The sequence below is a fragment of the uncultured Stenotrophomonas sp. genome (assembly GCF_963519125.1).
In the GTDB taxonomy this organism is placed as follows: domain Bacteria; phylum Pseudomonadota; class Gammaproteobacteria; order Xanthomonadales; family Xanthomonadaceae; genus Stenotrophomonas.
Genome location: NZ_CAUQLJ010000007.1, coordinates 23371 through 44622, shown reverse-complemented (window position 1 = coordinate 44622; position 21252 = coordinate 23371). Strand labels below are relative to the sequence as shown.

General features: G+C 67.7%; 17 protein-coding genes. 8 read left to right on the top strand and 9 right to left on the bottom strand.

The window, feature by feature from the left end:
• The first annotated feature begins 174 nt into the window (after positions 1-174).
• The 6 genes from RYM47_RS07505 (at position 175) to RYM47_RS07480 (ending at position 7854) form a co-directional block, all read left to right on the top strand.
• A complete protein-coding gene (locus tag RYM47_RS07505; RefSeq protein WP_315386916.1) occupies positions 175-2493 on the top strand; it encodes a TonB-dependent receptor in 2319 nt (772 codons plus the stop codon).
• A gap of 2 nt (positions 2494-2495) precedes the next feature.
• Entirely contained in the window at positions 2496-4214 is a 1719-nt protein-coding gene (locus RYM47_RS07500; RefSeq protein ID WP_315386915.1) for a hypothetical protein, read from the top strand.
• A gap of 149 nt (positions 4215-4363) precedes the next feature.
• Positions 4364-4966: a hypothetical protein gene (locus RYM47_RS07495; protein ID WP_315386914.1), complete on the top strand. Its 603-nt coding sequence runs from the start codon at positions 4364-4366 to the stop codon at positions 4964-4966.
• 98 nt (positions 4967-5064) lie between these two features.
• Positions 5065-5748, top strand: coding sequence for a MarC family protein (locus RYM47_RS07490; protein WP_315386913.1), 684 nt, complete (start codon positions 5065-5067; stop codon positions 5746-5748).
• An 80-nt stretch (positions 5749-5828) separates the two neighbouring features.
• Positions 5829-6959: an FAD-dependent monooxygenase gene (locus RYM47_RS07485; RefSeq protein ID WP_315386912.1), complete on the top strand. Its 1131-nt coding sequence runs from the start codon at positions 5829-5831 to the stop codon at positions 6957-6959.
• Between the two features lie 58 nt (positions 6960-7017).
• Positions 7018-7854: an alpha/beta fold hydrolase gene (locus RYM47_RS07480; RefSeq protein WP_315386911.1), complete on the top strand. Its 837-nt coding sequence runs from the start codon at positions 7018-7020 to the stop codon at positions 7852-7854.
• On the opposite strand, the gene RYM47_RS07475 is transcribed toward RYM47_RS07480, so the two are convergent.
• From RYM47_RS07475 to RYM47_RS07465, 3 genes are all read right to left on the bottom strand, one after another.
• Complete coding sequence (locus RYM47_RS07475) at positions 7832-8194, bottom strand: hypothetical protein (RefSeq protein WP_315386909.1); 363 nt, start codon at positions 8192-8194, stop codon at positions 7832-7834. The two genes, RYM47_RS07480 and RYM47_RS07475, sit on opposite strands and share 23 nt — an antisense overlap.
• Complete coding sequence (locus RYM47_RS07470; protein ID WP_315386908.1) at positions 8191-10563, bottom strand: GH92 family glycosyl hydrolase; 2373 nt, start codon at positions 10561-10563, stop codon at positions 8191-8193. Before RYM47_RS07470 ends, RYM47_RS07475 begins: the two co-directional genes overlap by 4 nt.
• 122 nt (positions 10564-10685) lie before the next feature.
• Complete coding sequence (locus RYM47_RS07465) at positions 10686-11003, bottom strand: DUF5076 domain-containing protein (protein ID WP_315386907.1); 318 nt, start codon at positions 11001-11003, stop codon at positions 10686-10688.
• 89 nt (positions 11004-11092) lie between these two features.
• On the opposite strand from RYM47_RS07465, the gene RYM47_RS07460 reads away from it, so the two are divergent.
• Positions 11093-11869: a HipA family kinase gene (locus RYM47_RS07460; protein WP_315386906.1), complete on the top strand. Its 777-nt coding sequence runs from the start codon at positions 11093-11095 to the stop codon at positions 11867-11869.
• Entirely contained in the window at positions 11847-12236 is a 390-nt protein-coding gene (locus tag RYM47_RS07455) for a DUF3037 domain-containing protein (protein WP_315386905.1), read from the top strand. The genes RYM47_RS07460 and RYM47_RS07455 overlap by 23 nt, the downstream gene beginning before the upstream one ends.
• A 1-nt stretch (position 12237) precedes the next feature.
• Here the strand turns inward: RYM47_RS07455 and RYM47_RS07450 are convergent, their stop codons facing one another.
• The 6 genes from RYM47_RS07450 to RYM47_RS07425 all read right to left on the bottom strand — a co-directional run bounded on the left by RYM47_RS07450 (position 12238) and on the right by RYM47_RS07425 (position 21220).
• A complete protein-coding gene (locus RYM47_RS07450; protein ID WP_315386904.1) occupies positions 12238-14769 on the bottom strand; it encodes a membrane-bound PQQ-dependent dehydrogenase, glucose/quinate/shikimate family in 2532 nt (843 codons plus the stop codon).
• A gap of 173 nt (positions 14770-14942) precedes the next feature.
• Positions 14943-17657 (bottom strand): DNA gyrase subunit A, encoded by a 2715-nt coding sequence (gyrA, locus tag RYM47_RS07445; protein ID WP_315386903.1) that lies wholly within the window; start codon positions 17655-17657, stop codon positions 14943-14945.
• 169 nt (positions 17658-17826) lie between these two features.
• A complete protein-coding gene (gene mtnA, locus RYM47_RS07440; protein WP_315386902.1) occupies positions 17827-18888 on the bottom strand; it encodes an S-methyl-5-thioribose-1-phosphate isomerase in 1062 nt (353 codons plus the stop codon).
• A gap of 17 nt (positions 18889-18905) precedes the next feature.
• Positions 18906-19565, bottom strand: a complete 660-nt coding sequence (locus tag RYM47_RS07435) for a DUF3011 domain-containing protein (RefSeq protein ID WP_315386901.1) — start codon at positions 19563-19565, stop codon at positions 18906-18908.
• Positions 19566-19793: 228 nt separating this feature from the next.
• Complete coding sequence (gene epmA, locus RYM47_RS07430) at positions 19794-20738, bottom strand: EF-P lysine aminoacylase EpmA (protein WP_315386900.1); 945 nt, start codon at positions 20736-20738, stop codon at positions 19794-19796.
• The gene (locus RYM47_RS07425; RefSeq protein ID WP_315386899.1) at positions 20735-21220 is read right to left on the bottom strand and encodes a GNAT family N-acetyltransferase; all 486 of its coding nucleotides are present in this window, start codon (positions 21218-21220) and stop codon (positions 20735-20737) included. The genes epmA and RYM47_RS07425 overlap by 4 nt, the downstream gene beginning before the upstream one ends.
• Between the last annotated feature and the right edge of the window lie 32 nt (positions 21221-21252).

Genomic DNA, 21252 nt, shown 5'->3' with positions numbered 1-21252 from the left:
AAATTTTAGAACGGCGTTCCGCAAGTTGGCGTACTCGTGTGCAAACCGTTGCAGTACGGTGGAGGATACTGAACAGGCAGTAGTTTTACTGGTCGGTTTTCAGCTGAACACGCCTGTGCAGCGACGCAGGTCACGTTACAGAATGAATCCGAACCACCGTTCACGGAGTGGCACATGCCATGGCGGTCGCTGGAGATGGCCCTGTTCACGGTGCTGGTGCAGCCGGCAGCGGCGGCATTCGCGCGGGAGGATCCCACCGCCCGCGCCACGCCCTCGGCCACGACCCTGGACCGGATCACGGTGACCGCGCAGCACCGCGAAGAGAACGTGCAACGCATCGCGCTGGCGGTCTCGGTCGTGGACGGGCAAGCCCTGCAGCGTCGCCAGGCGATCGATATCAGCCGACTGCAGGCGTTGGTGCCCAGCGTGACGTTTTCGTCGGGCAACGAGCTGCGCAACAACGCCATCCGCATCCGCGGCGTCGGCACCGACGTGTTTTCGACCGGGGTAGAACCCAGCATCGCCACCGTGGTGGACGGTGTAGTCCTGCAACGTCCTGGCGCGGCCTTCAGCGATCTGCTCGACGTTGAACGCGTGGAGGTGCTGCGCGGTCCGCAGGGCACCTTGTTCGGCAAGAACGCGTCGGCCGGGGTGATCCAGGTGATCACCCGGGCGCCGGACTTCGAACGCCGCAGCGGATCCCTGTCTGCCCTGCTCGCACAGGACAACGAGCAGCGGCTGGAGGGTGCCGTATCCGGTCCGCTCAGCGACCAGCTGGCCTACCGGCTGGCGGCGTTCGAGCGCAGCCGCGATGGCGACGTCGACAACCTGCACGACGGGCGTTTGCTCAACGACCAGCGTGCGTATGGCCTGCGCGGCAAGCTGCAGTGGCGCTCGGCCGACCGGCGCTCGGACGTGACCCTCAGCGCGGATCTGAGCCGGCTCGATGCCGATTGCTGCGCGCTGCCGTTGACACAGGCGACCACGGATCCCCGCGCACTGCCGACCGGCACCGCCGTCGGCCGAAACAACAACCAGGTCAACAACGACGTGGTGCCGTTCGTGCGACAGAAGAACGCCGGCGCGGCACTGACCGCACGGACTGCGCTGGGCAGGCACACGTTGACCAGCATCACCGGCTGGCGCCGCTTCGACAACGACAGCAACGTGGACCTGGACGACACCCAGGCGCAGCTGGTCACGCGCAATTTCAACATCGAATCCAGCCGGACCTTCACCCAGGAACTGCGGCTGGCCTCGCCCACCGACGCTGCGTTCGACTACCTGCTGGGTGCTTATTACTTCGACGGTACGGTCCACAACGCGCTCGACCGTCGCGGCCTCAACATCGGCGCAACCACTGCGATCGCGGCAGATGGCCGCGTGGTCCCACGCGTGCCCGGCGACCAGGCCGTGCTGGCCGGGCATTCGGACGTGGACAGCCGCAACGCCGCGATGTTCGGCCAGGCCAACTGGCGCCCGCGCGAACGGCTGACCCTGACCGCCGGGCTGCGCCTGCTTACCGAACGCCAGCGGCTGCGCTTCGTGCGGCCGCAGGATGCGCGCTTCAACGGTGCCGACCAATCCGCCACGCTGCCGGCGTTCGGGCCGGTCAGCGGTCGCTACCGCGACAGCGCCAGCATCGGCCGGCTCAGCGCCAGCTATGCGTTCACCCCGGTCGTCACCGGTTACCTGGGCTGGGGCACCGGCTACAAGGGCGAAGGCCTGGCCGCCACGCTGGGGCTGACTGCGGCCCAGTTCGCGCAGCTGCCCGCGCCTGCCGAAACCTCCGAACTGTTCGAGGCCGGGCTGAAAAGCACCTGGCTCGACAACGCACTTATGTTGAACCTGACCGGCTTCCGCACCCGCATCGACGACTACCAGGCACAGACCTACAGCGCCACGCAGGGGCTGTTCCTGCTGACCAGTGCCGGCGGCGTGGCCATCGACGGGGTGGAGCTGGAATTCATCGCGCGCCCGCACGCGTACTTCAGCCTCAGCGGCGGGGTGACGTGGCTGGATGCGCGCTTCGACGGCGTGCCCAACGGCCCCTGCTACACCGGCCAGACGGCCGCGCAGGGTTGCCTTCCGACCGGCACCGGCGGTGCGTTCGTGCAGGACCTGGACGGCAAGCCGTTCATGAACGCGCCACGCTGGCGCAGCGTGCTGGGCGCGCGCTACGACGCGCCGCTGACCGCGACGATGGATGTCTATGTCCAGGGCGACTACCGCTGGCAGGACGCAGTGGTGTTCGACATCAGCCAGAACCCACGGATGACCCAGCGCGCGTATGGCATCGTCGACCTTTCGGCAGGATTGATCTTCGCCGATGGCAGGGTCGAGCTGGGCGTGTACGTGCACAACCTGGCCGACACCCGCTATGCCGCCAACATCATGCCGGTGAGTACCGCTGGGGGTGCCAATGCGTATGCGCAGCAACTGCCGGGAGATTTCCGCCGACGTGCCGGCCTCAGCCTGCGCATGAACTTCTGACGATGGCGCCGATCGATTTCGTGGTGCTGGCCGCCTACCTGATCGGCACGCTGCTGATCGGCCTGCGCTACGCCGGACGCAACCGACGCTCGCGCGACATGTTCGCTGCGGGTGGTCGTTCGCCGTGGTGGGTGTCCGGGCTGAGCGGGTTCATGACCCTCAAGTCGGCCGGCACCTTCGTGGTCTGGGGCGGACTAGCCTATCGCGAAGGCGTGGTCGCCATTGCGATCAACACCTGCATCGGCATTGCGGGCCTGCTGGTGGGCAGCTTCGTCGCAGGACGCTGGCGGCGCACGGGCGTGACCACACCGGCCGAGTTCGTGCAGCTTCGCTTCGGGCCGCAGGCGGTGCAGCTGTATACCTGGGCCATGATGGGCATGCGCATCGTCTCCACCGGGGTGGCGCTGTACGCGCTGTCGGTGATGCTGGTGGCACTGGTACCACTGGAACCGGGCCACCTGCTGCGCGACGACGCGACCGGGCATCTCTCGCTTGCCGTGGCGATTGGCATCTTCGGGGCGGTCGTGGTGGCCTACACGGTCACCGGCGGACTGTGGGCGGTGCTGATGACCGACGTGCTGCAGTTCATCGTGCTGCAGCTGGCGGTGCTGTTCGTGATTCCCCTGCTGTGGTGGCAGCTGCACAGCGGGGTGCCGCTGGCACCGGTGCCGGATACCTTCTTCCAACCCTTCTCAAGCCAATACACGCTGTGGTTCATGGCAGGCTGGGTCGCGGTGCACTTTTTCCTGGTCGGCGCAGAATGGGCCTTCGCACAACGCTACATCTGCGTACCGACCGAACGCGACGCGCGCTGGAGCGCGTGGTTGTTCGGCGCGCTGTACCTGATCAGCCCGACCCTGTGGCTGACCCCACCGATCCTGTACCGCATGCTGCAATCGGACGCGGACCCCGAACAGGCCTACATCCTGGCCAGCCAGCTGGTGCTGCCGGCGGGCATGCTGGGCCTGATGATGGCGGCCATGTTCTCGGCCACGGCAAGTGCAATCAGCGGGCAGATCAACGTGTTTGCCGGCGTGCTCACCGAACAGTTCTACCGGCGTCTGCGCCCGGAGGCGAGCGAGCGCCGCCTGGTCGGCGCTGGGCGCCTGTTCGCACTGCTGATCGGCGCGGCGTTGATCGCGGTGGCGCTGTGCGTGCCCAGCATGGGCGGTGCGGAGAAGATCGTACTCACGTTGACCGGCATGCTGCTCGGTCCGTTGATGGCGCCGACCCTCTGGGGCCTGCTCAGTGGCCGGATCGGAACGCGCACGGTGTTCGCTACCGCCGGCATCAGCTTCATCGCCGGCGTGCTGGTGCGGGTGGGCATGGATCTGGGGTGGCTCGCCACCCGCGCGCCCGCGCGCTGGATACAGGACAACCCCCGGCTCACCGACGTACTGGTGGGAGCGGTGTTGCCGGTGCTGATCCTGTCGGTATCGCACGTCATTGCGAAGGGTCCCGCGCCGCAATGGCAGCGCGTGCGGGCGCGCATCGACGCCTACGCACCGACGCCGATGACGACCGTCGACGCGAACGATCACGCGCCGGCGCGCACCGTTGCGATCTCCCTCACCGTGACCGGCCTACTGACGCTGGCGCTGATCGCGTTCAACGACAGTGGCCGCATGGCGCTTCTGGTGTTTGGCGCGACCCTGCTGCTGATCGCCGCCTTGGCCTGGCGGCGGGTGGTGCGCCAGCTGCGTGCGCAGCTCCCTGGCTGAACCCTCGCGGCCGTGTTCGTGGCGCTTGACCTGGGTCAAGTGACGGCCCGGCCCGCGCTCGTAATGTCCTCCCCCAGCGATGGCAGCGGCGGACGAACCCTCTCCCCGTCTCCGCTGCCCTCGCCCCCAACCCCTTTTCGGAGACAGCAATGAAGCGTTTTTCCCTCGGAGTGGCGATGCTGCTCCTTCTGCCCTGGTGCGCACTGAGCGCCCAGGCCGCTCCCGCAAGCGCAAAGGCAGCGGCGCCCGCCGGCAATGTCGAACCGATGCCGGCCGCCAACTGGCTGTTCGTGCAGACCGGCAACGGCTTCCAGTCCGACGGCAAGACCATGACCCTGAAGGGCGTGGGCGAGCAGACCCTGATGTTCACCGACCGCCCCGAACGCATGACCGGCGATGTGTCCACCGCGAAGTTCGTCAGCTACTGGGGCAGCGGCAAGGACGATTTCCAGAAGGACCCGCCGAACGCAACGGTCTCCACCGTGGTCAACGGCAAGACCGACCTGGCTGTGGTCGAGCTCACCAACCCGCGCCTGAGCGCCGGCAACCTGACCTATGACATCCGCGTGCTGGGCGGCACCCTGCCCGACGTCGGCCAGCATGCCAGCGTGTTCATCGACTGGTGGTACGGCCCGGCGATGTATGGCCCGCGTCCGTGGGGCTGGGGCGGCGGTCCGCACCCGTATCCGGGTGGTCGTTGCTGGCGCGGCCCGTACGGCCACCTGCACTGCCAGCCCTGGTGGGGCTACTGAGCCGGTTCGCTGGTTAACCCTCAAAGCCGTACGCATCGCGTGCGGCTTTTTTCTGGCAAGGTGGGCACGCGATCCCGGCCCGCCCAATGGAAAGCATCATGTGGAATGAATTCAGCCATGCCTTTCTGGTGATCTTCACCAGCCTGCTGCCGGTGATCAATCCTCCGGGCGCGGCGCTGATGGTGCTCGGACTGCTGCCCGATGCCTCGCAGACGCAACGTGCGCGGGTGGCGCGCGCGGTGGCATTCAACAGCCTGGTAATGCTGGCGGTGTCGATCAGCATCGGTGCCTGGGTGTTGTCCTTTTTCGGCATCTCGATTCCGGTACTGCGCCTGGCCGGTGGCCTGGTGATCGCAGCCACGGGATGGCGGCTGCTCAATGCGCCCGCGCAACCGGAGCGGGTCTCGCTGACCGGTGCGGCCCAGGCCGAGGCACGCCAGGATCTGGACCTCGACGCCTCGGTCGAGTCGCAGACCTTCTATCCGTTCACCCTGCCCCTGACCGTCGGCCCTGGCGCCATCGCCGTGGCAACCGCCGTGGGCACCACCTCGCCCGAACAGGGCCCGGAGGTGGTGCACGTGGTGGCAGCCGCGAGCGCGCTGGTAGCGCTATGCGCGCTGATCTACCTGTGCATGCGCTACGCCGGCCGGCTGCAGGCCCTGCTCGGCCGCACCGGCATGCAGGTGATGCTGCGCCTGCTGGCGTTCGTGATCCTGTGCATCGGCGTGCAGATCGGCTGGTTGGGCCTTTCTGAACTGCTCGGGCTGCCCGCGCCACACTGATCGTTCCGGCTTGACCCAGGTCAAGAAGCACCGCGCGCATCGCCCTAGTCTGTGCGCACTCCCTTCCTGGATCGCTTGCCATGCCCCCGCTTCCTACCGTTCTCGTTTCCGGCGCCGGTGTCGCCGGCCTTGCCACCGCCTGGTGGCTGCGCCACTTCGGCTTCCCCGTCACCGTGGTGGAGAAGGCGCCGCTGCTGCGCGATGGTGGCCATGCGGTGGATATCCGCGGCGTGGCGCTGGAGGTGGTCAAGGCCATGGGCCTGCACGACACACTGCAGGCACAGCGCACCCGCCTGCGCGGGATGAGCATGCTGGACCGCCAGGGCGAACCGGTCAGCGTGGATGACAGCCGCACCTTCAGCGGCGGCAAGCTCGACAGCGCCGACATCGAAATTTTCCGCGACACGTTGTGCCGGGTGCTGGCCGAGGCGATTGGTGACCGTGCCGACATCTGCTTCGACGAACACATCACGGCGCTGACGCCCGGCTTGAACGGCGTGACCGCAAGTTTCGCGCGCCAGCTGTCGCGCACCTACGATGTGGTGATCGGTGCGGACGGCGTGTACTCGCCGGTCCGCCGGCATGCCGTGCAGCCGGGCGACGACTGCCTGCTGCCGCTCGGCGGCGCGCTGGCGTTCTACAGCGCCCCCAACCTGTTGCCGCTGGACGGCCGCGAAGGCATGTACCGCGACGCCGAACTGGGCGTGGTGGTCTACCCCGATGCCAGTGGGCGCGAGCTGCGCGTTGGTGCCGGATTCGGTGCGGAGGTCGACAGCGCACTGCGCCACGATGTAGCCGCGCAGAAGGCGCTCACCCGCACGCAACTGCGCGGATTGGGGGGGCGCTGGCAACCGCTGGTGGATGCGGTGGACAGTACCGACGCGTTCTATTTCGGCGAACTGGTGCAGGTGAAACTGCCATGCTGGTCGAAGGGTCGGGTCGCGCTGGTGGGTGACGCGGCGCATTGCGCGTCACCGTTTTCAGGCCAGGGCACCAGCCTGGCGCTGGTCGGCGCGTTCGTGCTGGCCCGCGAACTGGCCAACACACCGACCACGCCGGAAGCCGCGTTCGCCCGTTACGAAGCGCGCATGCGCGCCTTCGTCGACCTCAACCAGGCGCTGGTGGACATGAACCGCCAAGGCCCGGTGCCGGACACGCAGATGGCGGCAGCCGCCAACGGCATCGATCTGCCCGACCTGCGCGCCGCATGAGCATCCGCCCGCGCCAACCGATATCCTCCCGCCCCTGCCTGCCCTGCTGGTGTTTCCCATGCCCCTGATGACGACGTCACGCGGTCCTGCCCATTGGACCGAAACCGCTTCCCCCGCCGATGCACCGCCGGTGGTGCTGATCCATGGACTGGGCGGCGACGCCACGTTCTGGGTCGCCGAACAACACGCGCTCGCCGACCGCTTCCGGGTGCTGGCGGTAGACCTGCGCGGTTCCGGCAAAACGCCGGGGGGCACCGCGCCCTTCTCGATTGAAGACCTCGCGCAGGATGTCCTGGCGATCATGGACGCAGCCGGCATCGATGCCGCCCACGTGGTGGGCTTCTCGATGGGAGGAACGGTGGCGCAGGCACTGGCATTGGCCGCGCCGCAGCGGGTGCGCAGCCTGGTGCTGGCCGCTACCTTCGCGCATACCGGCACCCAGGCCGCGCTGTTCCTGAAGGCGATCGGCGCGGTCTACGCCAGTGGTGCCACGCCGAAGCAGATCTTTGAGCTGGTGTTGCCGTGGCTGTTCTCGGACCGCTTCCTGTCCAGCCCGGCGGCCGCCCCGTATCTGGATTACCCGGAGAACGCCGACGACGAACAGGACCGCGACGACTGGCTGCGCCTGCTGCAGTCAATGCTGGCGTTCGACGGTCGTCCTGCCCTGTCGCGGTTGCGCGTGCCGACCCTGGTGATCGGCGGCGATGAAGACCGTCTGGCCCCGCAGGAAGGCGTGCATGCGCTGGTCGCCGGCCTGCCGCAGGCCACGCTGTGCATGCTGCCAGGCGGGCACCTGATGAACGTCGAGTCGCTGCAACGCTTCGTGGACGCGCTGGCCACGCACTTCCTGGCCCGCGCGGCCACTTCGGAAATCAGACCAGCGATGCCAGCTTGAAGTAAGGCAGGTACATCGCAAACAGCGCGCTGACAGCACCGAGCACGCCCGCACCCAAGCCGAACACGCCGGCGGCGATGCGCACATACGGCGTGGTCCGCACGAACAGCGCAGCGCCGACCAGCACCGGCGCCAGCCAGGCCACTCCCCAGGCCTGGCTGAACACCTGGGTGATCCATGGCAACGGCTGGCCGGCCGCGCCGAACAGATCGACGTAGTACGGCATCGCCAACAGACCGAACGCCGTCACGATCACGGCCATGGCCGCGCTCGCGAACAGGCCGAGCCACGGCAGCACGGCGGCACTGCGCAACAGCAGTGGATGCAGGGTGTTGATCATTCCGGTCCGTAGGAAGGCGGCAGCGTGGCCGTGCCCCACTGCGTGTTGCGCGTGGACCCCAGCTCGAAGTCGAGCGTACCGCCTTTCTGCACGAAGCTGGCGGGCAGCCAGCTGGCGTCGCTGGGCGCGCCATTCACGCGCAGCGCCTGCACGTACGGCGCATCCATCGCCGCGCCGTTGGCGTTGACGGTCAGCGTGGCACCCGGACGCTGGATCACCGCCTTGCGGAACAGCGGGCTGCCAATCACCAGGTCGGCGCGACCCGGATACAGCGGGTACAGGCCGAGCGCGGACCACACGTACCACGAGGACATCTGGCCGAGGTCGTCGTTGCCGGGCATGCCTTCCGGTGCGTTGGTCCAGATCTGGCGCATCGCCTGGCGCACGGTTTCCTGGGTCTTCCACGGCTGCCCGACGAAGTTGTACAGCCACGGCGCGGCAACCGATGGTTCGTTGTCCAGTTCGGCATGCAACGGGCCGGACTTGGTGACGGCCCAGTCGCCATTCTCCCTGCGGAAGAACGCATCCAGGCGCTGGATCGCTGCGTCGCGCCCGCCCAGCGTGGCGATCAGCCCCGCCGGGTCGAACGGCACCATCCACAGGTACTGCGCGCCGCTGCCTTCCACGAACTCCTCGTCCGAGGCGGGATCGAATGCCGGCCAGCTGCCGTCGGCGTTGCGCGGCTGGATGTAGCCGGCCTGCGCGGTGGCCTTCGGGTTGTAGAGGTTGCGCCACCAGCCGGAGCGTTCGCGGAACTGCGCTGCGCCCTGCTTGTCGCCGGCAGCGCTGGCCAGCTCGGCCAGGCCAAAATCGGCCGCGGCCATTTCCAGCGTGTCCGAGGCGGTACCCCAGCCCGGCGCACCCACCGGCATGTACTTCAGCGCCATCCACCGGTCCAGGCCCGGGCGCTGGCCCACGCACAGCACCGGGCAACCCCGGCGGCTGAGATCGCGTTCGGTCGGCACGGTGGCGGCCTGCTTGAGCGAGGCGTACGCGCGCTTCAGGTCGAAGCTGCGTCCACCGAAGGCATGGATCGCGGCCACCGACGGCGGCGACGGATCGCCGTTCATCACGCCGGTGGCGCCGGTGAGGTGGGTCCAGCGGTCCCACACACCGCCATTCTGGTCGGCCTGGTTGAGCAGCGACTGCGCGATGTCCGAGCCCACCTGCGGCTGCAGCAGGGTCACCAGCTGCAGCTGCGAGCGGTACACGTCCCAACCGGAGTAGTTGGCGTACTGCGCGCGCTGGCCTTTCGACAACGCGTGGACCTTGCCGTCCATGCCGCGGTAACGACCGTCGCCGTCGCTGAAGAGGTTCGGCGCGAGCAGTGCGTGGTACAGCGCGGTGTAGAACACGGTGCGCTCGTCAGGCGTGCCGCCTTCCACGCGTACCTGGCCCAGCGTTTTGTTCCATTCGGCGCGGGTTGCCGCCTGGGTCTTGGCCACGGTGGTACCGGCCGGGCTTTCGCGGCGCAGGTTGGCGCGCGCGCCGGCTTCATCGACATAGGAGATGCCGATGCGTGCGGTCACGGTGGGGCTGCGCTTGGGGTCGAACTGGATCCAGCCGCCTGCGCCCTTGCCGACGGGCGGGTGGCCCTGCGTGCCGTAGCTGGTGCCACCGCCGCCTTCGCGCGCGCCGGGCTGCACGGTGTCGTCGCGCCACGTGCCACCGACCTCGAACGGCTGGTCGAACTCCGCCACGAAATGCAGGGTGTAATAACTCTCGCGGCGGTCTTCGGCGAGGTAGCCGCAGAAGTTGCCGGCGGTCACCGAACCGCGCACGGTGCGCGTGGCCGGGTCGATCACGATGCTGGAATCGGTGCTGCCCACCTCGCTGTCGGAGGTGCGGAACAGCAGGTTGGCCGGCTTGTCGGCGGGGAACTGGAACTGGCCCACGGCGGTGCGCGCGGTGGCGCCGAGATTGACCACCACGCCGTTGTCGAGTGTCAGCGTATAGGCGCCGGGGCTGGCGCTTTCGCGTTTGTGGTCGAGCACGCTGGCGTAGCGCAGTGCAGCGTCGGCCGAGGACGGGGACAGCTCCACCTTGCTGGTGACCGGCATGATCGGGATATCGCCACTGGCGCCGGTGCAGCCGGTGCCGGACACGTGGGTCAGGCTGAAGCCGCGCACGCCATTGCCGCGCCACTCGTAGCCGCCGGGCGCCGCAAACGCGAAGCGCTTGCCCGGCAGCGGGGTCATCTCAGGGCTGAAGGCGACCATGCCGAACGGCACCGACGGGCCCGGATACACATTGCCGGCGTTGGTGGTGCCGATGAACGGATTGACCTCGGCGGCGAGGTCGGCGGCCTGCAGGGCGCAGGGCGCGGCGGTCAGGACAAGCGAAGCAGCAGCCAGCATCGTACGGTGCACTACGGACTCCCAAGTTGCGCCACGGCCAGCGCGGAGACCTCGATTGTATCGATCTAAATCGCACCCGGAATAGGACAAAAGGCATGCTGCTGCGGGCGACGGACCGTGCGCATGGTGACCCTTCAGTGCGACGGTTTGCGATCGTCGCGATCGCTGATCGCACCTTCGATGCTGTCCTTGGGGGCGTCGACGCGTTTCAGGAAGTCGCGCAGCATCACGTCGCGGCAGTCTTCGACGGATTGCCCGTCGCGTTCTGCGAACATGCGCGCGGCATGCTCGAACAGATCCGACAGCAGTTCGCCGAAGTCTTCGGCACCGCCGCCCAGGTCGGAATTGAGGCTGACGTGCAGCGACTTATTCGCTGCCCACAGCCGGAGGATTTCGAATGCCTCCGGGTCACTGAGAACACCATCGGGAACGCGCAGCTCATCGGTATACATGGCGGATCTTCCTTGGGGCGGTCCACCCCTGCGGGCCGCTCTCGGGTCACGGTAAGATGGGCCCGCTCGTTCCGTCAATGGATGCCCTTTTGCGTACCGTCCACGCGCTCCGTTACATCACCCCGCTCCGCGAGGGGGGCTCCCTGCCTGCCGTGGTCGAGACCGACGACGAAGGCATGGTCGTGCTCAAGTTCCGGGGTGCCGGCCAAGGCCCGAAGGCGCTGATTGCCGAGCTGATCGCCGGTGAGATGGCACGAACCCTGGGGCTGCCGATTCCCGAGATCATGTTCGTGGAGCTGGACCGCGAGTTCGCGCGCACCGAGCCCGATCCGGAGATCCAGGACCTGATCCGTGCCAGCGAAGGGCTGAACCTGGGCAGCGATTACCTGCCCGGCGCGATCAATTACGACCCGGCCGCGATGCCGGTGGACGCCGACCTGGCCTCGCGCATCGTGTGGCTCGACGCGTTCATCAGCAATGTCGACCGCACCGCGCGCAACCCGAACCTGATGGTGTGGCATCGCAAGCTTTACCTGATCGACCATGGTGCGGCGATGTACTTCCATCATGATTGGGCCAACGCGGGTGACGCCTGCGAAAAGCCCTTCGTGCTGATCCGCGACCAGGTGCTGCTGCCGTTCGCGTCGAAGATTGCCGAGGTGGATGCCGAACTGGCCGCGCTGCTGCCGGACGCGGAGATCGAGCGGATCGTGGGGTTGGTGCCGGACAGCTGGCTGGTGGACGAGCCGGCGTTCGAGAGCCCTGCCGCGTATCGCCAGGGGTACGTCGATTACCTGAAGTGCCGCCTGCAGGCGCGCGCCGCGTTCGTACAGGAGGCCGTCCGTGCCCACGCTGCATACGTATGACTATGCGGTCATCCGCGTGGTACCGCGGGTGGAGCGCGAAGAGTTCATCAACGTCGGGGTGATCGTGTCCTGCCCGGGGGCGAAACACCTGCAGGCCGCGATTGAGATCGACCCGGCGCGGATGCAGGCGTTCGCGCCGTCGCTGGATGTGGAGGCGCTGCAACCGTGGCTGGATGCGATTGTTGCGATCTGTCGCGGTGATGCGACGGCCGGCCCCATTGCGCAGTTGCCGGCGCGCGCGCGTTTCCATTTCCTGACCGCCAAGCGCAGCTCCATCGTGCAGATGTCGAGCACCCATGTGGGGCGCACCGCCGATCCGCAGGGCGTGGTCGAACATCTGATGCGGAAGATGGTGCGGGTGGTCTGATTTACCGCCCCGCTTTCGGCAACGCATACGCCATCACGTAATCCCCAGGCGCGGTTTCCATGAAGTGGTGGCCGCCGGCCATGATCACCACGTACTGGCGGCCGTTGTATTCGTAGATCATCGGGTTGGCCTGGCCGCCGGCCGGCAGCTTGGCGTGCCACAGCTCCTTGCCGGTTTTCAGGTCGATCGCGCGCAGCAGGTTGTCGGTGGCGGCGGCGATGAAGATCAGGCCGCTGGCGGTGATCGCGGAACCGCCATTGTTGGGTGTGCCGATCTCGATCGGCAGGCCGGAACGGATGCCGAACGGGCCATTGCCGCGCGCACTGCCGAACGGACGGTCCCAGAGCAGCTTGCCGCTGCGCAGGTCGATGGCACGGATACCGCCGTACGGCGGTTGTTTGCACAGCAGCCTGGTGAATGGCAGGCGCCACCCGGCGTTGACGTCGATGGCGTACGGGGTGCCGGTCTGCGGGTCCCCTGCCCCTTCGGCACCGCCACGGTCGGCGCGCACCATTTCGCGCGGCACCCAGCCTTTGCGGTCGGCCTCGGCGCGCGGCACCAGGCGGTTGTAGTTGGGCATGTCGTTGTAGTTGGCCACGATCACGCCGTGGCGCGGATCCACGGCAACGCTGCCCCAGTCCGAGCCGCCGTTGTAACCGGGATACTCGATGGAATGCCGGTCGGCCGTGGGCGGCGTGTAGAACCCCTGGTAACTGGCGTTGCGGAACTGGATGCGGCAGACCAGCTGGTCGATCGGGGTGATGCCCCACATGTCGCGCTCGGTCAGGTCCGGCTTGCGCAGCGTGTGGTACAGCGAAAACAGCTGGGTCGGACTGCGCTGGTCCGGCTCCACGCCACCACCGGGGACGGCGCGCTCTTCGGCCGGGGTCAGCAGCTCACCGGTGCGGCGGTCGAGCACATACAGGTCGCCCTGCTTGGTCGGCAGCAGCAGCGCCGGCACCTTGCCGGCCGCGGTCGGGAAGTCGACCAGCGTGGCCTGCGAACCCAGGTCGTAATCCCAGACGTCCTTGCGCACCGCCTGGAAATACCAGACCGGCTTGCCGGTGGTGACGTCCAGTGCGACCAGAGAGGTGGCGTAGCGGTTCTGGTTTTCGGTACGCGACCCGCTCCAGTAGTCGCCCGCCGCGTTGCCCATCGGCAGGTACACCAGCCCCAGCTGTTCGTCGCCGGTGGCGGTGGTCCACATGTTCGGGGTGCCGCGCGTGTAGGTCTGGCCCTGCGGCGGCAGGCCGCTGCGCTCGGGCGCGTCCATGTCCCAGGCCCAGCGCAGCTTGCCGGTCTCCGCGTCGTAGGCCTGGATCACCCCGGACGGTGCGTCGCGGCGCTGGCCGTCGAGCACCTGGTGGCCGGTGACGATCACCCCGCGCACGATCGCCGGCGGCGAGGTGATCGACACGTAACCCGGCGGCACTTCGCCCATGCCGAGCGTGATGTCGACCTGGCCGTTGTTGCCGAAGCCCGGGCACGGCCGGCCGGTGGCGGCGTCGACCGCGATCAGGCGACCGTCGAGCGTGCCTTCGATGATGCGCGCGGCGCACAGCGCGCGGTTGCCCGGCGCGAGCGGACGCGAGCCGAGGCTGGGCGATGCTTCGGGCAGGGCCAGGTCGGCGGCGACGTCGGCCAGCACCGGGTCGACCTGCTGCACGCCGGGCACTTCGTAGTACGCCACGCCGCGGCAGGCGGCGGTGTACGGAATGCTGGCGTCCTTCACCTTCGGGTTGAAACGCCAGCGCTCCTTGCCGGTGGCGGCATCCAGCGCGACCAGCTGGTTGCGCGCGGTGCACAGGTACAGCGTGTCGCCGACCTTGAGCGGCGTGGTTTCGGCGCCCCAGCGCTTCTTCGGCAGGTCGCCGGTGCGGAACTGCCAGGCCAGCTCGAGCGTGCCCACGTTGGCCGGAGTGATCTGCTGCAGCGGCGAATAGCGGGTGGCGGCGTTGCTGCGGCCCCAGGCGGTCCAATCACCAGGTGCGGGTTCGTCGGCCGGCTGCGGACTCGCTTCACGGGTGGGTGCGAGACCGGTACCAGTGAGGTCGACCGGGAACGCCTGGGTGCCCGCCACGGCGCCGTGCGGCACGAAGGCCAGGGCGAACGCCGCCACGAACACGATCCCGAGCGCGCCGGCGAGCGTGCGCGACACCCGCCGCGGCACCGGCGTGCGCAGGGTCGGCAGCAACAGCGCGAGCAGGAAACCCAGCGCGGTCACCAGGCCGAGCCGCGGCACCCAGCGCCAGTAATTACTGCCCGACTCCCACCAGGTCCACGCCAGCGTGCCGGCAAACACCAGCAGGTAGGCCCAGGCACCGCTGCGGCGGTTACCCCAGAGCAGGACGCCGGCGACCAGCAGGCCGGCACCAGCCAGCGCGTAGTACCAGGAGCCGCCGAGCTGCACCAGCCAGACGCCGAGGCCGCCGAGGACCAGGCCGAGGATCAGCAGGAGGATCGCGAGCACGGTGATCAGCGGGTGGCGCGCGGGCGCCACTAGGGACGGTTCGGACGACGCTGCAGCGGACATCGGTGTTCTCCCCGGTACGGCGGAACCCTGGATGCTGCCGGCCTCCCCCTGCTGGCCGGTTTTTTGAAGCTTATGCCCGTTGGGGTGTGAATGTCGTGCGTATTTTTTCGTTGCGCCAGAAACGAACAACGCCGGCTTTCGGCCGGCGTTGTTTTTGGTGCTCTGCGGTTCGATCAACCCTGCGGGTTTTCGTCACCGGTAGCTGGCGCCACTACCGCATCGACCGGCGTTGCCGCGGTCTCTGCTTCGTCCTCGACGTCGTCTATGGAGGCATCCATCCGCTCGACCGCCTGCAGCTTCTCGTCCTTGGACAGGCGGATCAGGGTCACGCCTTGGGTGTTTCGGCCCACGCGCGAGATTTCCGAGCCGCGGGTACGCACCAGGGTGCCGCCGTCGGAGATCAGCAGGACCTCGTCGCGCGAGCCCATCAGCACGGCGCTGACCAGCTTGCCGTTGCGCTCGGTGGTCTGGATGCCGATCACGCCCTGGGTACCACGGCCCTTGCGCGGGTAATCCGGCAGCGGGGTGCGCTTGCCGTAGCCGTTCTCGGTCGCGGTCAGGATGTACAGCATGCTGTCGTCGTCGCCACCTTCGATCACGGCATCGCCGTTCTCGACCGCGGTTTCTTCGACCTGCACGTCGTCTTCGTTCTCGTCATCGCTGCCGCCGGCACGCTCGGCCACGATCAGGCTGACCACTTCCTCGCCCTTGGCCATCTTGATGCCGCGCACGCCGGTGGCGGTACGACCCATCGAACGAACGCGGTCTTCGCCGAAGCGCACGGTCTTGCCGTTGGAGGCGAACAGCAGGATGTCGCGGTCGCCGTCGGTCAGGCCGACACCGACCAGCGCATCGCCCTCGTCGAGGTTGATGGCGATCTTGCCGCGCGCCAGGCGGAATGCGAACTCGCTGAGCGGGGTCTTCTTGACCGTGCCGTTGCGGGTGGCGAAGAACACGAACTGGCCTTCGGCGTACTCACGGACCGGCAGCACGGCCTGCACGCGCTCACCGTTTTCGAGCGGGATCCAGTTGATGATCGGACGACCCCGTGCATTCGAACCGGCTTCGGGCAGCTGGTGCACCGGCAGCCAGAACACCTTGCCCGAACTGGTGAAGGTCAGCAGCGTGTCGTGCGTGTTGACCAGCCACAGCTGCTCGATGAAATCCTCTTCCTTGGTCGCCGCCGCACTGCGGCCACGGCCGCCACGGCGCTGCGCGCGGTACACGCTCACCGGCTGGCGCTTCACGTAACCGGCGTGCGACACGGTGACCACCACGTCTTCCGGCGCGATCAGGTCGAGGATGTCCAGGTCTTCTTCGCTGTGGCGGATCTCGGTACGACGCTCGTCGCCGAACTCGGCCTTGACGCTGACCAGCTCTTCGCGGATCACCTGCAGCAGGCGGTCGGGGTCTTCCAGGATGTGGATCAGCCCAGCGATCACTTCCAGCAGCTGCTTGTACTCGTCGGTCAGGCGGTCCTGCTCCAGCCCGGTCAGGCGGTGCAGGCGCATTTCCAGGATCTGGGTGGCCTGGATCTCGGTCAGCTGGTAGCCGCCCTCGATCAGGCCCACGCCCTTGGGCAGGTCTTCCGGACGCGAGGCTTCGGCACCGGCGGCGCCCAGCATCGCACCGACCAGGCCCGGCTCCCACACGCGCGCCAGCATGCGCTCGCGTGCTTCGTTCGGGTTCGGCGAGGTCTTGATCAGTTCGATCATCTCGTCGATGTTGGCCAGCGCGACGGTCAAGCCTTCCAGCACGTGGGCACGGGCACGCGCCTTGCGCAGCTCGAACACGGTGCGGCGGGTGACCACTTCGCGACGGTGGCGGACGAACGCCTCCAGCATCTGCTTGAGGTTCATCAACTGCGGGCGGCCATCGACCAGCGCCACCATGTTGATGCCGAACACCGATTCCATCTGCGTCTGCTGGTACAGGTTGTTCAGCACAACCTCGGCAGATTCACCGCGCTTGATCTCGATGTAGATGCGCATGCCGTCCTTGTCGGACTCATCGCGCAGCTCGCTGATGCCTTCGATCTTCTTTTCCTTGACCAGCTCGGCGATCTTCTCGATCAGACGCGCCTTGTTCACCTGGTAAGGAATCTCGGTGACGATGATCGATTCGCGGCCGTTGTCGGCCACTTCGATATCGGCCTTGGCACGGATGCGCACGCGGCCACGGCCGGTGCGGTAGCCGGCGACGATGCCGGCGGTGCCATTGATGATGCCGGCGGTCGGGAAATCCGGACCCGGGATGTATTCCATCAGGCCGTCGACGTCGATTTCCGGGTTGTCGATCAGCGCGATGCAGGCGTTGATCGATTCGCTCAGATTGTGCGGCGGGATGTTGGTCGCCATGCCCACCGCGATACCGGCCGAACCATTGACCAGCAGGTTCGGGAACCGGGTCGGCATGACCGTCGGCTCCAGTTCCTTTTCGTCGTAGTTGGGCTGGAAATCGACGGTTTCCTTGTCGATGTCGGCCATCAGCTCATGCGCGAGGCGCGACATGCGCGCTTCGGTGTATCGCATCGCTGCGGCGGAGTCGCCGTCGATGGAGCCGAAGTTACCCTGGCCATCGACCAGCATGTAGCGCAGCGAGAACGGCTGTGCCAGGCGCACCAGCGTGTCGTACACCGACTGATCGCCATGCGGGTGGTACTTACCGATGACGTCACCGACGATACGCGCCGACTTGAAGTAGGGCTTGTTGCTGTGCGCGTTCAGTTCATTCATCGCGAACAGCACGCGGCGATGCACCGGCTTGAGGCCGTCGCGCGCATCCGGGAGCGCGCGGCCCACGATCACGCTCATGGCGTAATCGAGGTAGCTCTTGCGCATCTCGTCTTCCAGGTTGACCTGGATGATTTCCTTGGCGTTTTCTGCCATTCGGGTTCCGTTGTCTGGTAGCGGTCCAGTCCGTCGCGCCGGCCCTTTCGGGGCGGCGGCGCCGGAATCTCGATTAACTGACGGAGTCTACCACAAACGGGGGTGTTTAGCCGCTGTTTACGGGGTTTTTACCGGCGTAAATCAGGGACTTACAGTCATTCCTATGGGATTAGCCGAAGGCGGGCTGCATGTTGGCTGCGGTGGGGCTGAGGATCACGCCCTTCTCGGTCACGATGGCGTCGATCAGCTCGCCCGGGGTGACGTCGAACACCGGGTTCCAGGCGGCGATGCCCTCGGCCACCGTACGGGTGCCGCCGACGCCGTACAGCTCGCCCGGGTCGCGCTGTTCGATCTCGATCTGCGTGCCGTCGGCGGTGTCCATGTCCACCGTGGAAGACGGCGCCACCACCATGAACTTGACCCCGTGGTGGCGGGCCGCGATCGCCAGCTGGTAGGTGCCGATCTTGTTGGCGGTATCGCCGTTGGCGCAGATGCGGTCGGCGCCCACGATCACCCACTGCACCGCACCGGTCTTCATCAGGTGCGAGGCGGCCGAGTCGGCGATCAGGGTGGCGTCGATGCCGTCCTGCTGCAGCTCCCACACGGTCAGGCGCGCGCCCTGCAGCCACGGCCGGGTTTCGCCGGCGAACACCCGGCCGATGCGGTGCTGGGCCATGCCCGCGCGGATCACGCCCAGCGCGGTACCAAAGCCGGCGGTCGCCAGCGAGCCGGTATTGCAGTGGGTCAGCACGCCGCTACCGGCATCGATCAGGCCGGCGCCCAGCGCGCCCATGTGGCGGTTGGCAGCCAAATCCTCTTCGGCGATGGCCTGGGCCTCATCGGCCAGCACCTGCGCCCAGTCGGCACCGGCCGGGGCCAACGCACGGCGCATGCGGGCCAGCGCCCAGGCAAGGTTGACGGCGGTCGGGCGCGAGGCATTCAGGCGCTGCAGGGCGGGCTCGAGCTTTGCCAGCGCCTGGGCGCCGTCGTCGGCCTGGACCTGCCGTGCGGCCAGCACCACGCCCCAGGCGGCGGCAATACCGATCGCCGGCGCGCCACGCACGGTCAGCGCGTGGATGGCTTCGGCCACCGCATCGCTGTCCCGGCATTCCACATGCTCCACCACGAACGGCAGCTTGCGCTGGTCGAGCAGCTGCAGGGAGTCGCCGGTCCACAGGATCGGGCGGATGTGGTCGTAGCGGGCGTAGTCGATATCGGGGGATGCGTTCATGGACCTATTGTAACGGCTCAGTTGACGCGGAATTCTGCCCGGCAGCCGTTGTCGACCCACACCCCGCGCGTGTCCCAGCCCCAGCTGCGACCTTCTTCGCAGGGGCTGCCGGAGAGCTGCTTGACCAGGACCGCGCTTTTGCTGATCCCGGCGCCGCAGAACCGGCGCTGACGGGACTTGGATTCGCACACCAGGGTGCGCGGCACGTTGAGGAAGCCGCTGCCATCGGCCGCGCCTACTTCAAAATCGCCCTGGCAGCCGCGGGTGACCCAGATCTCGTTGCGCTTGACACCCCAGCTGTGGCCTTCGCGGCACGGCAACGCACCCAGCTGGCGCAGCAGGCGCACCGGTGCGCCCTGCAGGATCACCGGACAGCTGGTCGGGCGGCCGTTGGACTCGCAGCGCACCACGCGCCGCACGTTGCGACCGGGATCCGTTTCGGCCTTGGAGGCAGCACGACTGCGGAATTCGGCCCGGCAGCCCAACGTGACCCAGACGCCGGTGCGGTCGGTGCCCCATTCCGAACCGCGGACGCAGCTGTTGTCGGAAAGCTGACGGACCAGGTCGACGCCGTTGGCCACCGGCATGTCGCAGTGCACCCACTCCATGTCGCGCGACTGGCAGCGCACGACCTGCGCGCTGTAGCCGGTCTCGGCCTGGGCAACGGATGGAAGCATGCCGGCGCACAGCACTAGGCTCAATGCAGGCAGCGTCCAGCGCGGCGCGCCCCATTCGGGCAGGCGCCACGTCGTTGCCGACGGCGTTGTTCCAGCGCCTTGCCCCTGCCTCATCACTACCCTTCCCGCCGCCACTGAACGATTACGTCGACACCATCCGACATCGGGTGTGATCAGAGCATCATCATGCGCAACGCGCAAGACAGGCGCAGGGCGATGTACGCGCGTTCAGGCCTGCGCGAAGTCGAACGCAAGCACGTCGGCGATACGTCCGGTGCGGTTCATCGCCATCAACAGCCGGTCCACGCCGACTGCCACGCCGGCGCAGTCCGGCAGTGACGGCAACGCCTCGATGAGGTGTTCATCCACCGGTGGCAGCACCGCGCCGCGTGCGCGCCGCAGTGCGTGGTCGCGCTCGAAGCGGGCGCGCTGTTCGGTCGCATCGTTCAACTCGTGGTAGCCGTTGGCCAGCTCGACCGCGCCGAGGTACAGCTCGAACCGTTCGGCCAGCGGCGGCGTACCCGGGCGCACCCGCGCGAGTGCCGCCTGGCTGGCCGGCCAGTCATGCACCACGGTCATGCCGTCGTCGCTGAAATGCGGCTGGATGCAGTGGGTCATCAGCAGGTCCAGCCAGTCGTCGCGGGTCAGCCCGTCGGGGTCGATGCGCACGTCGGCCAGCGGTGCCCGCAGTTCCGCGTCGGTGGCTTCGAACGGGTCCAGCCCGACGTGCTGACGGTACAGGCTGCGGTAGTCCAGCACGTCCAGCCGGGCCTCGCGCTGCACCAGTGCCAGCGCGGCACGCACCAGCGCAGCGGTTTCCTCGATCAGGCGGTGGTGGTCCCAACCGACCCGGTACCACTCGAGCATGGTGAACTCCGGGTTGTGACGGCCGCCGGCCTCGCCGTTGCGGAACACCCGGCCGAGCTCATAGCAGTCGCCAACGCCGGCCGCGAGCAGTCGCTTGAGCGGGTATTCCGGTGAGGTGCGCAGCCAGCGTTGCGCGGTGCCGGCATCGACGTGGCCGCTGAAACGGGTGTGGAAGCTGTCGATGTTGGGTTCGGTGTTGCCCGCTGCCGACAGTATCGGCGTCTCCACTTCCAGCACGTTGCGTTCGGCAAAGAAGCTGCGGATCAGCGCGTTCAACGCGGCGCGCTGGCGCAGTGCGGCGATCACGCGCGCGCGTCCCGCAGGCGCTTGGCCAGCTGCAGGGTGAGCAGGCTGCGGGTGTCGTCGACATAGCCGGTGGCCAGGTACAGACGGCGTGCCAGTTCGTTGTGGTGGTTCACTTCCAGGCGCATGCGTTCCACGCCGCGCGCGTTGGCGCGCTGTTCGAGGATGGCCAGCGCCTGCTTGCCGCGCCCGCGGCCGCGTGCGGCGTGGCTCAGGTACAGCTCGTCGAGCAGCGCGAAGTGGCCGCCCTGCTCCAGGCTGAAGCCCATCGCCAGCGCCGCGTGGCCGACCACTTCACCGGTTTCGGACAACCACAGCAGCACCTCACCGTTGCGCGGGTCTTCGAGCAGCGCGGCCAGCGCGCGGCGCACGCGTGCTTCCTCGAAGTCCAGGTGGTCTTCGGCGTAGAACGCGCGCATCAGGCCGATCACCAGTTCGGTGTCGGCGACGGTGGCAAGGCGGAAGTCGAGGGGTGCGGTCTGCATGGGGTGTCCTTTGCAACGGGGTTCAACGGTGG

Coding starts and splice junctions, on each gene's coding strand:
- RYM47_RS07505 (WP_315386916.1), top strand. CDS start 175: ATGCCATGGCGGTCGCTGGAGATGGCCCTGTTCACGGTGCTGGTGCAG.
- RYM47_RS07500 (WP_315386915.1), top strand. CDS start 2,496: ATGGCGCCGATCGATTTCGTGGTGCTGGCCGCCTACCTGATCGGCACG.
- RYM47_RS07495 (WP_315386914.1), top strand. CDS start 4,364: ATGAAGCGTTTTTCCCTCGGAGTGGCGATGCTGCTCCTTCTGCCCTGG.
- RYM47_RS07490 (WP_315386913.1), top strand. CDS start 5,065: ATGTGGAATGAATTCAGCCATGCCTTTCTGGTGATCTTCACCAGCCTG.
- RYM47_RS07485 (WP_315386912.1), top strand. CDS start 5,829: ATGCCCCCGCTTCCTACCGTTCTCGTTTCCGGCGCCGGTGTCGCCGGC.
- RYM47_RS07480 (WP_315386911.1), top strand. CDS start 7,018: ATGCCCCTGATGACGACGTCACGCGGTCCTGCCCATTGGACCGAAACC.
- RYM47_RS07475 (WP_315386909.1), bottom strand. CDS start 8,194: ATGATCAACACCCTGCATCCACTGCTGTTGCGCAGTGCCGCCGTGCTG.
- RYM47_RS07465 (WP_315386907.1), bottom strand. CDS start 11,003: ATGTATACCGATGAGCTGCGCGTTCCCGATGGTGTTCTCAGTGACCCG.
- RYM47_RS07450 (WP_315386904.1), bottom strand. CDS start 14,769: ATGTCCGCTGCAGCGTCGTCCGAACCGTCCCTAGTGGCGCCCGCGCGC.
- gyrA (WP_315386903.1), bottom strand. CDS start 17,657: ATGGCAGAAAACGCCAAGGAAATCATCCAGGTCAACCTGGAAGACGAG.
- mtnA (WP_315386902.1), bottom strand. CDS start 18,888: ATGAACGCATCCCCCGATATCGACTACGCCCGCTACGACCACATCCGC.
- RYM47_RS07435 (WP_315386901.1), bottom strand. CDS start 19,565: ATGCTTCCATCCGTTGCCCAGGCCGAGACCGGCTACAGCGCGCAGGTC.
- RYM47_RS07425 (WP_315386899.1), bottom strand. CDS start 21,220: ATGCAGACCGCACCCCTCGACTTCCGCCTTGCCACCGTCGCCGACACC.